This is a genomic window from Kordiimonas marina (assembly GCF_023006325.1).
GTDB classification, from domain to species: Bacteria; Pseudomonadota; Alphaproteobacteria; order Sphingomonadales; family Kordiimonadaceae; genus Kordiimonas; species Kordiimonas marina.
Genome location: NZ_JAINDF010000001.1, coordinates 390,142 through 403,724, shown reverse-complemented (window position 1 = coordinate 403,724; position 13,583 = coordinate 390,142). Strand labels below are relative to the sequence as shown.

The 13,583-nt window shown below is 58.8% G+C and carries 13 protein-coding genes and 1 tRNA gene; 10 read left to right on the top strand and 4 right to left on the bottom strand.

The features are described 5' to 3' along the window. Nucleotides 1–22 precede the first annotated feature (22 nt). From hutU to K6118_RS01825, 7 genes are all read left to right on the top strand, one after another. A complete protein-coding gene (gene hutU, locus K6118_RS01855; RefSeq protein ID WP_247118474.1) occupies nt 23–1,681 on the top strand; it encodes a urocanate hydratase in 1,659 nt (552 codons plus the stop codon). Nucleotides 1,682–1,694: 13 nt separating this feature from the next. Beyond that, nucleotides 1,695–3,251 (top strand): histidine ammonia-lyase, encoded by a 1,557-nt coding sequence (gene hutH, locus K6118_RS01850; protein ID WP_247118467.1) that lies wholly within the window; start codon nt 1,695–1,697, stop codon nt 3,249–3,251. Then, a complete protein-coding gene (gene hutG, locus K6118_RS01845; protein WP_247118465.1) occupies nt 3,248–4,045 on the top strand; it encodes an N-formylglutamate deformylase in 798 nt (265 codons plus the stop codon). The genes hutH and hutG overlap by 4 nt, the downstream gene beginning before the upstream one ends. Nucleotides 4,046–4,133: 88 nt before the next feature. Further along, nucleotides 4,134–4,934: a substrate-binding periplasmic protein gene (locus tag K6118_RS01840; RefSeq protein ID WP_247118463.1), complete on the top strand. Its 801-nt coding sequence runs from the start codon at nt 4,134–4,136 to the stop codon at nt 4,932–4,934. 155 nt (nt 4,935–5,089) lie between these two features. Further along, nucleotides 5,090–5,698 (top strand): hypothetical protein, encoded by a 609-nt coding sequence (locus K6118_RS01835; RefSeq protein WP_247118462.1) that lies wholly within the window; start codon nt 5,090–5,092, stop codon nt 5,696–5,698. Between the two features lie 21 nt (nt 5,699–5,719). Further along, on the top strand, nt 5,720–6,103 hold the full coding sequence (locus tag K6118_RS01830; protein ID WP_247118460.1) for a hypothetical protein: 384 nt from the start codon (nt 5,720–5,722) through the stop codon (nt 6,101–6,103). 896 nt (nt 6,104–6,999) lie between these two features. After that, complete coding sequence (locus K6118_RS01825) at nt 7,000–7,425, top strand: hypothetical protein (RefSeq protein ID WP_247118459.1); 426 nt, start codon at nt 7,000–7,002, stop codon at nt 7,423–7,425. Nucleotides 7,426–7,979: 554 nt separating this feature from the next. Here the strand turns inward: K6118_RS01825 and K6118_RS01820 are convergent. Continuing rightward, on the bottom strand, nt 7,980–8,393 hold the full coding sequence (locus tag K6118_RS01820; protein ID WP_247118457.1) for a VOC family protein: 414 nt from the start codon (nt 8,391–8,393) through the stop codon (nt 7,980–7,982). Nucleotides 8,394–8,416: 23 nt separating this feature from the next. Next, complete coding sequence (locus K6118_RS01815; RefSeq protein ID WP_247118455.1) at nt 8,417–9,745, bottom strand: amidohydrolase; 1,329 nt, start codon at nt 9,743–9,745, stop codon at nt 8,417–8,419. 239 nt (nt 9,746–9,984) lie between these two features. On the opposite strand from K6118_RS01815, the gene K6118_RS01810 reads away from it, so the two are divergent. After that, nucleotides 9,985–10,074 (top strand) — tRNA-Ser (locus tag K6118_RS01810). 194 nt (nt 10,075–10,268) lie between these two features. Then, nucleotides 10,269–11,183, top strand: coding sequence for a phytanoyl-CoA dioxygenase family protein (locus K6118_RS01805; RefSeq protein ID WP_247118453.1), 915 nt, complete (start codon nt 10,269–10,271; stop codon nt 11,181–11,183). On the opposite strand, the gene K6118_RS01800 is transcribed toward K6118_RS01805, so the two are convergent. After that, nucleotides 11,180–11,611, bottom strand: coding sequence for a DUF2267 domain-containing protein (locus tag K6118_RS01800; RefSeq protein WP_247118451.1), 432 nt, complete (start codon nt 11,609–11,611; stop codon nt 11,180–11,182). The two genes, K6118_RS01805 and K6118_RS01800, sit on opposite strands and share 4 nt — an antisense overlap. A gap of 187 nt (nt 11,612–11,798) precedes the next feature. On the opposite strand from K6118_RS01800, the gene K6118_RS01795 reads away from it, so the two are divergent. Then, nucleotides 11,799–12,680, top strand: coding sequence for a crotonase/enoyl-CoA hydratase family protein (locus K6118_RS01795; RefSeq protein ID WP_247118449.1), 882 nt, complete (start codon nt 11,799–11,801; stop codon nt 12,678–12,680). A 22-nt stretch (nt 12,681–12,702) separates the two neighbouring features. Here the strand turns inward: K6118_RS01795 and K6118_RS01790 are convergent, their stop codons facing one another. Continuing rightward, a complete protein-coding gene (locus K6118_RS01790) occupies nt 12,703–13,569 on the bottom strand; it encodes an amidohydrolase family protein (protein ID WP_247118447.1) in 867 nt (288 codons plus the stop codon). Nucleotides 13,570–13,583: the final 14 nt, after the last annotated feature.

Here is a 13,583-nt window from a genome sequence, read left to right as displayed (position 1 = left end):
ACGAAAAGAGGGACCCCTAAAAATGAAAAACCGCCCTGACATCCATGCGCCCCACGGCACCGAACTCAGCTGCAAAAGCTGGGCGACAGAAGCGCCGATGCGCATGTTGATGAACAACCTCGATCCCGGTGTCGCTGAAAACCCGGAGGAGCTGGTGGTCTATGGCGGCATCGGCCGCGCCGCCCGCAACTGGGAATGCTATGACCGCATCGTCTCCACGCTGCAGGGCATGGAAGAGGATGAAACGCTGCTGGTGCAATCCGGCAAGCCGGTGGGTGTGTTCAAGACCCATACGGACGCCCCGCGCGTGCTGATCGCCAACTCCAACCTCGTGCCGCACTGGGCGACGTGGGAGCATTTTAACGAGCTCGATCGCAAGGGCCTGATGATGTACGGCCAGATGACCGCAGGCAGCTGGATCTATATCGGCAGCCAGGGCATCGTGCAGGGCACCTATGAAACGTTTGTGGAAATGGGCCGACAGCATTTTGGTGGCAGCCTTGCAGGCAAATGGATTCTGACCGCAGGCCTCGGCGGTATGGGCGGCGCCCAGCCGTTGGCCGCGACCATGGCGGGCGCGTCCTGCATGGCGATCGAATGCCAGGAAAGCCGCATCGATTTCCGGCTGAAGACCGGCTATCTGGATGCTCGTGCCGACACGGTTGAGGAAGCGCTGGAGATGATCGAGCGCGCGCATAAAGAAGGCAAGCCGCTCTCCGTCGGTGTGCTCGGTAACGCCGCTGAAATCCTGCCCCAGATGGTCGAGAAGGGCATCCGCCCGGATGCGGTGACCGACCAGACCTCGGCCCACGACCCCATCAACGGTTACCTGCCGATCGGCTGGACCGTGGCGGAGTGGATGAGCAAGAGGGAGACCGACCCCGAGGCGGTGGCCGCGGCCTCCAAGCCCTCGATGGCGAAGCATGTGCAGGCGATGCTGGCGTTCCACGAAATGGGCATCCCCACCTTCGATTATGGCAACAATATCCGCCAGGTCGCGTTCGATGAGGGCGTGAAGAACGCCTTCGATTTCCCGGGCTTTGTGCCCGCCTATATCCGGCCGCTGTTCTGCCGCGGTGTCGGCCCGTTCCGCTGGGCCGCGCTCAGTGGTGACCCGGAGGATATCTACAAGACCGACCAGAAGGTGAAGGAACTGCTGCCGGACGACAAGCACCTGCACAACTGGCTGGATATGGCGCGCGAGCGCATCCAGTTCCAGGGGCTGCCCGCACGCATCTGCTGGGTTGGCCTCGGGGACCGTCACCGTCTCGGCCTCGCCTTCAATGAGATGGTCAAGAATGGGGAGTTGAAGGCGCCGGTCGTCATTGGCCGTGACCATCTGGATAGTGGCTCGGTCGCGAGCCCGAACCGTGAGACCGAGAGTATGAAGGATGGCTCCGATGCCGTGTCCGACTGGCCGCTCCTGAACGCGCTTCTCAACACGGCTTCGGGGGCGACCTGGGTCAGCCTTCACCATGGTGGGGGCGTCGGCATGGGCTTCAGCCAACATTCGGGTGTTGTCATCCTGTGTGACGGCTCGGACGCGGCGGCCACGCGCCTCGGCCGTGTGCTGTGGAACGACCCGGCGACCGGCGTCATGCGCCACGCCGATGCGGGCTATGACATCGCCATAGACTGCGCCCGCGAAAAGGGCCTCAACCTGCCGATGCTGGCAAAGTGAAGAGTATCAAGCCATGACAACAGACCATAAAATGGTACGCCGGGCAGGGCATTTCAGCCTTCAGGACCTCCGGCATATTTACGAGCATCCGACCGTGCTGGAGCTCGATCAAGCCGACGCGGCCCGTATCGAGACCGCCCGCCGGACGGTGACAGATCTTATCGCCCGCGGCGACACGGCGTATGGCATCAACACCGGCTTCGGCCTGATGGCGAATACGCGCATCAAGGCCGCGGACGTCGAAAAGCTGCAAGAAAACCTGGTGCTGAGCCATGCGACCGGCACGGGCGAGCCCCTCAAAGACGGTGTCGTCCGCCTCGTGCTCGCGCTCAAGTCCACGTCGCTGGCGCAGGGCCATTCGGGCGTGCGGCCGGAGGTGATCGGTGCGCTCCTGAAGCTACTGGAACACGGGGTGTACCCGGTCATTCCGGCCAAGGGCTCGGTTGGCGCATCGGGGGATCTTGCGCCGCTCGCGCATATGTCCGCCGTGCTTCTCGGTGTGGGCGAGGTTCGTCATCGGGGTGAAACGCTCTCCGCCAAAGAGGGCCTCAAGGTTGCTGGGCTCACGCCGCTCACGCTGCAGGCCAAGGAAGGGCTGGCGCTCCTCAATGGCACGCAGGTCTCGACCGCGCTCACGCTTTCCGGCCTGTTCGAGATCGAGAATGTCTTCGCCGCCGCCATGGTTGCGGGCGCACTGTCGGTTGATGCCATGAAGGGCTCGGACGTGCCGTTCGACCCGCGCATCCATGCCGTCCGCCGCCAGGCCGGGCAGATCGATACCGCCGCCATGTACCGCACGCTGCTGGCGGGCAGTGAAATCCGCCACAGCCACGACACTTGTGAAAAAGTGCAGGACCCTTATAGCCTTAGGTGTCAGCCGCAGGTGATGGGCGCGGCGCTCACGGTCATGCGGCAGGCGGCGGAAACGCTGCTTACGGAAGCGAACGCCGTCACCGACAACCCGCTCATCTTCCCGGATGAGGGCGATATCCTTTCGGGCGGCAACTTCCACGCCGAGCCAGTGGCGATGGCCGCTGACATGCTGGCGATTGCCGCGTCCGAAATCGCATCGATTTCCGAGCGCCGGACCGCGCTGCTTGTCGACCCGAAAATGTCCGGCCTGCCGGCGTTCCTGGTCGAGGATGGCGGCCTCAACTCAGGCTTCATGATCGCGCAGGTGACGACCGCGGCTTTGGTCAGCGAAAACAAGACGCTCGCGCACCCCGCCAGTGTGGATTCGATCCCGACCTCGGCGGGGCAGGAGGACCATGTTTCCATGGCCACTTTCGCCGGGCGCAGGCTGCATGATATTGCTTTCAATTCGGGTGCGGTGATTGCGATCGAACTGCTCGCCGCAGTGCAAGGCGTTGATTTCCATAGGCCTCTTCGGTCCAGCGAGACCTTGGAGAAGGTCTATGCCGCAGTCCGGGAGAAGGTGGATTTTTACGCGGCGGACCGCTATTTTGCACCGGACATCGAGGCCGTTCGCACGCTTGTCACGAAAGGCACCTTCAATGCCTTCGTGGATGAGTTGTTGCCGTCGGCAAGCCTTGGGAGCCAGGCACTTTGAGTGACGAGATTTACAATCTGAGACGGGGCCACGGCCCCCTCATTGTTTCCATGCCGCATAGTGGTGAGGAACTGGGTCCGTTCGCGCCAAGGATGACCGAGGCGGCGAGGCAGATCGCCGATACCGACTGGCATATGCCCGCGCTCTATGACTTCCTTTCGGACATGGACGTGACCGTGCTTTCCGCGCGCTATTCCCGCTATGTCATTGATCTCAATAGAGACCCCAGTGGCAAAAGCCTGTACCCGGGCCAGAGCGTGACCGAGCTGTGCCCGACCAGCACGTTCGATAACGAACCGCTCTATGCACCGGGCGAAACCCCGGACGACGCCGAGATTTCCGCGCGTACGGCAACCTATTGGCAGCCGTATCATGACGCACTTCAGGCGGAAATCGCGCGGGTGAAGGCCGCACATGGCTATGCGCTTTTGTGGGATGCGCATTCGATCCGCTCGGTCGTGCCGCGCTTTTTTGAGGGCCGGTTGCCGGATTTTAACCTCGGCACCAATGAGGGCCTGACCTGTTGTCCCACTGTTGCAGGCCGCGTTTTTGCTGTTGCAGATGCAACAGATGCCTACACGGCAGTGGCGAACGGTCGCTTTAAAGGCGGGTACATCACCCGCACTTACGGAAAACCGGCAGAAGACGTCCACGCGATCCAGCTCGAACTCACGCAGGCGACCTATATGGACGAGGACCATCCGTTCGCCTTCCGGCCCGACCGTGCGGGCGAAGTGGCGAAGCCGATCAGGTTGATGATTGAGGCGATGCTCGCGGCAAAACCCGGCGCTTAATGCCGCGCCCAAATTGGCGGCCTTGAAAATGCCGTCCTCACCCCCCAGAATGGCTTGACCTTTTGGGGGTGAGATGGGAACCCGTCCTATGACATCCAGTCGCGTTCGCCGGATTTTGGCCATCGCAATCACCGCTGTGCTGGGCTTCAGTCCGGCCAGCCATGCGGCGTGTTCGCATACGCTGACCATCGCGCATTTCGATTGGCCGGGGCCCTCAAGCGACCCGGACCTCAGGAAAGGTTTCGGGCTCGACCGCGAGCTTCTCGAAAGCGTGCTCAAGATCGCGGGCTGCAAGATCAAATGGAAAGCCGTGCCGGTCAAACAGTCACTTGCCGATATCGAGCACGGCGTGGTCGACGGCACGGTCGGCGCCTCCTACACGCCCGCGCGGGCGCGCTATGCCGCTTTCACCAAGCCCTACCGCAGCGAAAAGGTGGTGATGTTTATGCGCAAATCCGACGCCCAGGCCTTCCACCCCAAGGCGCTCAGTGACCTTGTGGGCGCAGGCTACCGCATCGGGGTGACAGACGGTGCCTGGTACGGCTCGGATTTCGCGCACCTGAAGGCCGACAACCCGGATTTCGCGGGAGCGCTGATGCTGAGCCACGACCCACGCATCCGCTTCCAGTGGCTGGCGGACGGCAAGGTCGATATCGCCTTCGCGGACCTTTATTACGGCTATCATTATCTTCTGGTGCACGGCCTCGCGGACCGCATCGTCGCGCATCCTTTCGTCATCAACGAAGACCCGGTGCATTTCATGTTCAGCCGCCGCACGGTGACGGAGGCGGATATCCGCACCATCAACGCGGCGATTGGGACCCTGAAGGCCAAGCCCGAATATACCGAAATCCTCGCCCGCTATTCCCCGCCGGCCCTCGCGCCGTGAGGGTGGGGGCGTAATACCTAATTGTTGTGCGCAGCCCCAAATCTGGGGGTACGACGAATCCGGATGGCATAATTTGACCCTATGACGAAGGGTGAGGCCCTTTTGTAAGTAGCTGTGTTTTCCCTTGGAAAACGGCCTATACCGCAAACGATCCCGTGAACTATACGGACCCGATGGGTGAAGGCAAGGTCAAGTACTTTATACGCGCCTATAAATGGGGTCGCTCCATATGGAAGGAAGTCTCAAAAAGCCGAGCATTAAGGGCTCGGTTAAAGCAAGGTGATGTGAAGATTACGGGGCGGGGCGCTCGTACAGAAGCGAAGCGAATGGATCGTGCGCTTAATGGCGACAGGACGGTGCGCCACGAAGGTCATGAGCTTCCCAACGGGGAAAAGGGAATGAACCATTTTCAGCACAGAAACGGTGGTACAGGCCATACATTCTATCAGGTAATAGCGGGATTGACGGCAGCCCACTATTTGGGGGACGATTCCAATGTTGCTGCAGTAGTAGATTTCTTTAACCCGGTCTCAGATGTGAAGGAAGTCATTGACGTTATTGATGAAGAAACCTCTCCGTCTTCAGATGGAGAGGTTTCTCAGCAGACTGATAACCCTCCGGCTACTGACGCGGTGAGCACCACGAATAGCTCCACAGGCGCAGATCAGGGCAAGAAAAAAGGCGCTGGTGGTTCGGTGCAAATAGACGCGGGCTTTTGCACGGGGACACGTGTTGGCAACACAGAGACTGGATCTGTTTGTTAGCCTTGTTATAAGGAGTTGGAAGTGAATTTTGAGCCGTTTCAATCGTCCGTTCGCTCAGAGTACCAACCTTTTCTTGAAAGGGTGTTGGCTGAGATGCCAATGTCTCGGCCTACTCTTAAGACGAAAATTTTGGAGCGGTTCACCGATCAATTTGAGCGACTGAGCCGGCCAGTTCTTTTAGAAAAACTCTGTAATTATTTGGAAGTAGAGCTTGAGGACGTGAACGCAGATCCGACACTATCGGATGGTGATGTACTCGTGCAGATGATAGGGCAAGACATTGTGGGTGTGGATGTGCGACTGAAGCGGCCGCAAGATATGGGTGGAATACTTTATGGTCATACGATCAAGCGCATAGGGGAAAACTTGTACTTAATTAATAATGAAGGTGATCCGTATTTTTAACCATTGAATTTTGGCGAACATAATATCTAATCCTTGGTGACCACAGACTTCTGGCGGGCATTGTCAGAGGAAAGTGATGAGGCGCAAAATGCGTTGAAATTCCGGGGACACAATACTTAATTACAGCCGTCGGCATGGGAGTACGACGAAACTTTATGGGACAATTCGAGGCTATGACGAGGGTCTCAGCTCTTCACGCCATGTCGCGTCGTCAATCGCCACCCTGCCTATACCAACAATGATCCCGTCAATAACACCGATCCGACAGGGAAGTGCCTGGGTAGCGGTAGTAGGATTGGTGCGGCGGAAGGGTCTGTTTGTGGAGGATCCGCTCCAAGATCGATGTCTACGATTGTCTCGGTGACCGATGCCAATGGTGGATCTACTACGTACAGAGTTAATGTAACTGCACAAAGCAGCACAAGCGTGGAGCAGACCCACGAGAGCATTGCCGCTCATGCCGAGGCAGCTTCTGAAAACCACGCTCCTTATGCGTTTAAGGATCGCGTCGGTAATTTCCCGCCAAACTCTTACAAATGTAACAAGTTTGTATGTGATACAGCGAATGCTGCCGGTGCGACAGTGCCGCAGAATAGAGACCCGCATGGTAACTATTGGCCCCCTACGGCGGGTACATGGGGGAACCCTCATGCTAAGATTCCTGGTTGGCGGGTTGTCACAGATCCAAGGGCAGGGGATATTGTTGCCCAATGGAGAGGATACAGCGACGCTAGCGGGCACGTTGGCATCATTGTTGATAACAAGTTAAACGTGATCTCAGCTAGAGATGGCGGATTAAGTAAAGACCCATTGAATGTGCTATTTCCGTCCAACTATAGAAACGGAGCGGTGAAAACGGGTCCCTTGGTATTCTGGCGCTATTTCGGGGTGGAACAATGAGACTTCTTGCAAAAATGTCCCTTGTCACAATCCTTCTGATGTGGATGGGGGATACAGCTGTAGCAGACGTCCCAGAAAAGTTTCTGGGAAAGTGGACTGTATATGTGACCACCCAAGATGGTTTTCCTTGGTGGGAAGAGGTCAAATATCCAAAGGAGATATATATAAGTAATAATGGAGGTTATTTTATAGATCAGATGGGAAATCGTTGTGATGTTGCCGATTATTATTACGATGTAGATATAGATTCTATTGTTTTAAAGAATTGTGGCCAGACAAAATCAAGTAAGGCACTGCCCCCATTTCACCTGATATCTGAAAAAGGCGGTTTCTTGGTAGGCAGGGTACAGACCTACAAGTTACTATTCGAGTGGAGGGGCAAAAGGGATGCAAGTGGGGGAGAAAAAGAACAACATTGGTGAATTCTGAGGAATAATACTTAGTTTGCCTCGATAGAAAGGCCCCCGGCATTGACCGGGAATTCCGGGGACATAGTACCTAACTCACCCAAACCGCAGGCTCCCGGCATTGACCGGGAGCTTAGTTTTTGACACCACCTATGCCTACGACCCCAAAGGGCGGCGGGGAATTCCGGGGACACAATACCTGATTCCCCCTGATCGCAGGCTCCCGGCATTGTCCGGGAGCTTAGTTTTTGACGGCCCCGTTGGTGTTTTGCCCGGCCTTTGAGGTGTCGCTGTCAGCGAATCTTCTTGACTTATTTGTCATACACACCTGAACGCAGGTACCTGCACTGGGGTTTTGTCCAGTATAATCAATGGGTTATGACGGTAGTGCTGTCAGTGCTACATAGTGCCGGCAGTAGTACCGCTTTGTAATCATTGAGGAAATTTGCCTCACCTCTTTTTTAGAGCCGCCATAGGCTTCGCCCTCGCAGGAGGCTTTTGCCCCTGCGGTGAAGGTAGGATTTAACCGCCGATAGGTTTGTCGTAGTGCGCAGATTGAAGGGCCATTTCTATTTCGCGAATAGTTGGCCGATGTCTTTGAAGGCTTTGAATTCGAGCGCGTTGCCGGCGGGGTCGAGGAAGAACATGGTCGCCTGTTCGCCCACTTCGCCTTCGAAGCGGATATAGGGCGCGATGACGAACTCCATGCCCGCGGCCTTGAGCTTGTCGGCGAGCGCGTGCCAGTCATCCCACGCGAGTACCACACCATAATGGAAACTGGGTACACTATGGCCGTCGACATCGTTGCGGTCGGCCTGCCCCACTGGCGTGCCGAGGTGGACGACAAACTGGTGGCCGAAAAAGTCGAAGTCGATCCAACGCTCGCTCGACCGGCCTTCGGGGCAGCCCATCAATCCGCCATAGAAATCCCGCGCGGCCTGGAGGTCGTCAACGGGAACGGCAAGATGGAAGGGCTGCACCATTTTCTGGGTCTCCGTATGAGAGATTAATGCTTCGGCATCAGGTTCATGGCGGCGATCGTCATGGATTCGACACCCATCTTGATCGAGCCTTCAGGCGCGATCTTGAAGAGCGGCGAATGGTGCGCGGGCACAGCCGGGCCACCGTTTTTCTCAGCGTCGAACGCAGCCTGCGGGGTACCGCCGACCTGATAGTAGAAGCCCGGTACATGCTCAGGCGTCTGCACGAAGTAGGAGAAATCCTCCGCACCCATGTTGCGCTGGACGTAGGGGATAACCTTGTCGGCGCCCAGTTTGGCCTTGAACACCTTGTCGAGCTTGGCGGTCAGTGCCGGGTCATTGATGGTGGTCGGCGCGGATTCGATCGACAGTTCCACCGTCGGCAGCAGGTTCTCCGGCAGGCCCGCCATGCGGCCGGCGTTTTCGGCGATACGCTTGATGCCCTGAAGCAGCTTGTGGCGCACGTCTTCGCTGTTGGAGCGCACGGTCAGCGTCATCACGGCCTTGTCCGAGATGATGTTGTTCTTGGTGCCGCCATTGAAGGTGCCGACGGTGACAACACCGGGGTCAAGCGGCGAAATCTCCCGCGAGACCAGGGTCTGCAGCGCATTGATGATCTCAGCCCCCAGCACGATCGGGTCCTTGCCCTTGTCAGGGGCCGCCCCGTGCGTGCCGATGCCGTGGATGGTGATGCGCACGCTGTCGGACGAGCTGTACATGATGCCCGACTTATAGGAGATATGGCCGGTCGCCATCTGGCTGTTCACATGGAAGGCCAGCGCGTAGGTCGGCACCGGGAAGCGCTTGTAAAGACCGTCCTTCAGCATGGCCTTGGCGCCGCCGATGCGTTCCTCAGCCGGCTGGCCGATCAGCATCAGGGTACCCTGCCATTTGTCCTTCATCGCGGCCATGCGGCGCGCGGTCCCGATGAGCGACGTGATGTGAACGTCATGCCCGCAGGCGTGCATCACCGGGAAGTCCTTGCCGTCGGCATCGACCTCATGGACGTGCGAGGCGTAGGAGAGGCCGGATTTTTCCTTGAGCGGCAGGCCGTCCATGTCAGCGCGGACCATCACGGTCGGGCCGTCGCCGTTCTTGAGGATGGCGACAACGCCAGTGCCGCCGACGCCGGTGGTGACATCATAGCCGATGGACTTGAGCTCCTCGGCGAGCTTGGCCGAGGTCTTGCGTTCCTCGAACGAGAGTTCGGGGTTTTCATGGAAATGGACGAACAGCTTCTGGAGATAGCCGTAATCGTTATCGATGGCCTTCTCGAGCGGCGTTTCCGCCGCCATGGCGGGCAGGCCGACAAGCATTTGGGCCGCAATGATCGTGCGGATGGCTGTTTTGAGCATGGTTTGCCCCCTCTCAATTGACTAATCACAATATGGAACCGGATGGGCCGGTTTTGTTGGCACTCTATTCCTGCATAAGATAGGGCACTCACGCAAGGGGACCATGGGTCGCACACGGGGAATTTACCTTTCGCTCCAAAGTGGTGAAAACCGCCTGTTTCTGCGCGTTCCCAAGCCCTGTTACAATTTTTTTTAAGTCGGCGTTGACTCGGGGGGCGGCTGCGGCTATTCACGGCGGCGGAGAGGTGGCTGAGTGGTCGAAAGCGCTCCCCTGCTAAGGGAGTATACTGGCAACGGTATCGAGGGTTCGAATCCCTTCCTCTCCGCCACTTACCCCGATGATCAAAAGAAGCAGCCCGAGCGGCTGCTTTTTTGTTTTCCGGGGGGCGGCCTAAACGGAAGGCCAGCTAGCCTCGTTGCCGCTCACTATGCCAAATTCCGGGCGGGCTTGCCGTTACGGCATCCTTGGGGGGATCGAGCAGGCATTTAGCCGGGCTTGAGGGGAATAGGGCAGCACCGACGCATGATGACCATTTTCAGCGCCGCGAAGAGTTTCGATCATGACTGGATTGGCCATGAGGGCCTTAACCAATGGGGGCTGCATGCCCAGCGCATGCTTTGGGCCGCGCGCTGCACGGCGCTACGCCGCCGCCTGAGCGGGCGGGAAGGCGCCGGAATGCAAAAGGCGGTCAACGCCCTGAAGGCTGATGGCTTTGTCGCGGTCGAGGATTTCCTGCCGTCTATGGCCCACGCCGCGATCCTCCGTGAGATTGAAGCCGCCACCGAGCATGTCGGCAGCCGCGTCCCCATACAGTTGGGCGATCAGCCGGGCTATGGCAGTAAGCAGCCGTTCGAGGGCGGGTTCGACCGCTATGATGGTGGCACACTGAACCGCTTCATCACCATCGACGCGGCGCGGATGCCCTATATTGCCAGCTTCGCGTGCCACGCGGGCCTCTCGACGCTTACGCGGGCGATTGTCGGGCGCGGGCATCGGCCCCATAAAACCAACATCTACCTGATGGTGCATGGCGCCGAAGACCGGGTGCCCGACCTGCAGAAGGACTTCCACCGGGATACCTTCTTCCCGGCGATGAAATTCTGGTATTTCCCGAAGGCGGTGGGGCCTGAGGATGGGCCCTTCACCTATGTGCCAGGGAGCCACCGGCTGACCCAAGCACGCTTGAAGTGGGAGCATGACATGGCGATGGAGGCGATCGAGACCCGCGCTTTCGCCAACGTTGGCGGCTCGTTCCGCATTGCCGAGAAGGATTTGCCAAGCCTTGGCTTGCCCGCACCGGTGGCGGTCACATGCCCGGCCAACACGCTGGTGATGGCCAATGTCCTCGGCTTCCACCGGCGTGGCGATGCCGCAGAAGGGCGGGAGCGCCTGTCGCTCTATGGCTGGCACCGCCCCGCGCCGTTCCTGCCGCTTTAGCGGCTTGTCCTGACCTGCCAGAAATCGGCCGCGCCGGGAGGCAGGGAGGTAAGAAGACGGTCGAACGCTTGTTCATCCACATGACGGCGGAGCGCGGTGGCGACATCATGGATGCAGCTTTTGGGCGCGAAATTATGGTCCTTGCGCAGGCTTTGAGCCTCACGGGTCATCTGGTCTCTGTCCTCGAACGGACGCTGGGGTTCGTCGGTGTCCCAATCGGCAACAAAGATCGCCCGTACGATCGGCGGCAGTATGCCTGCGAAGCGGATGGCATCAGGTACGCTCAGGCGGCGGCGAAAGGCCTGCAATACGCCTTGGGCCATTGTATAGGTCTGGTTGCGGGTGGTCAGGCCGGACACGTCACAGGCATCTTTCAGGAAATGTTCGAAATCATCCGACGCGTGCTGGTATTCCATCGGGATGGGCATCTGCGGCTACTCCTTTCCTGCTTCAACTGAACGGCAGCGCCATCATAGCAGGCGGCAAGCGCATCATCTATGTGTCGCAAGACCCCGCTTGAAATTCCGGCAAATCAGTCCAGCTTGTTTGCTGGGGCAAAATCGCGTGCCCCGCGACACATTTGGGCCATTGATCTGGATGAAGAGGACAGAGAGCATGAAGACCTATTCCACGCTTAAGTGCGACCTTGAGGACCGTATCCTGACCGTACGTCTTCATCGTCCGGAGCAGCTCAATGCCTTCACCGGCGAAATGGCAGACGAACTCGTCAACCTGTTCACCGAGGTGAATGAGAATGACGATGTCGGCGCCTTGATCGTCACCGGCGAGGGCAGGGCCTTCTGTGCCGGGATGGACCTGAGTGTGGAGGGCAACGTCTTCGACCTCGATGAAAGCAAGACCCCGGATATGGACTATATGCGCGAAGGGCTGGGGCCGATCACCGGGAATGACGGCGTCCGCGATTCCGGCGGCCGGGTGACGCTGTCGATTTACAATTGCCGCAAACCGGTGATTGCCGCGATCAATGGCCCCGCGGTGGGCATCGGCGCGACCATGACGCTGGCCATGGATATCCGCCTGGCGTCCGAGAAGGCCCGGGTGGGCTTCGTGTTCGGCAAGCTCGGCATCGTGCCGGAAGCCTGCTCCAGCTGGTTCCTGCCGCGTCTTGTCGGGGTGCAGCAGGCGCTTGAGTGGGTCTTGTCGGCTGACATCTTCGATGCGGCTGAGGGCTTGCGCGGCGGGCTGTTCCGCTCGGTTCACGCGCCGGAAGACCTGCTGAATGAAGCAAGGGCTCTTGCCAGGAAATTCATTGAAAACCGGTCCCCGGTCGCGGTTGCGCTCGCGCGCCAGATGCTGTGGCGCAATGCGGCGCAGGATCACCCGATCGAGGCGCACCGGGTGGATTCGCTCGCCATGTTCTATACCAGCATCGGCGACGGCAAGGAGGGCGTGGCGGCTTTCCTGGAAAAACGCGCGCCGGACTTTGCGGGGAAGGCATCGCACATGCCTGACTTCTTCCCCTGGTCATCCAAATAGACGCAGGTGCGTGTCCCTGGGCTTAGAGGCCCAGCAGCTTGACCGCGTTGTCCTTCATGATGGCCTGCAGCACATGGTCCTTGAAGCCGATCTTCTTGGCGGCTTCAATCCAGGCGTCGGGACGGATGAGCGGGAAGTCTGACCCGAACAGCATCTTGTGGCTCAACTGGCTATTGGCGTAGCGGACGATCTGTTCCGGGAAATATTTGGGCGACCAGCCGCTGAGGTCGATATAGACGTTGGCCTTGTGCAGTGCCATTGAGAGGCTTTCATCGGTCCAGGGCCAGCTCGGGTGCGCGAGGATGAAATTCATCTCCGGGAAATCGGCGGCCACTTCGTCCACCAGCATCGGCTGGCCATACTTCAGTTTGACGCCGCCACCGCCCTTGAGCCCGGTTCCCATACCGGAATGACCAGTGTGGAAGATGGCCGGTAAGCCGTACTCGGCGATCACTTCATAGATCGGGTAGGCCATCCGGTCGGCGGGGTCACAGTCCTGCATCGGCGGGTGGAACTTGAAGCCTTTCACACCGTAATTTTCGATCAGGTCCCGTGCTTCGCGCGCGCCCATCTTGCTCTTGTGCGGGTCGATGGATGCGAAGGGGATGACCACATCGGCGTTGGCGTTCGCGAGCTCGGCGATTTCCTCGTTGCGGATACGCTTGGCGCCAAGCCCGGCTTCACAGTCAACCGTAAACAGGCAGAAAGCCATGTTCTGCTTGCGGTAATAGTCGATGGTTTCCTGCATGGTCGGGCGCTGGCGCGGCGCCTTGAAATAGCTGCTCGCCGCGTCGAAGAATTTCCCCATGACCGGGTCTTCCGGGTCCGTGCAGGACACTTCCGCATGAACATGAACGTCGATGGCGACCACTTTGTCCGGATCGATCATGGCTCTGTTTCCTT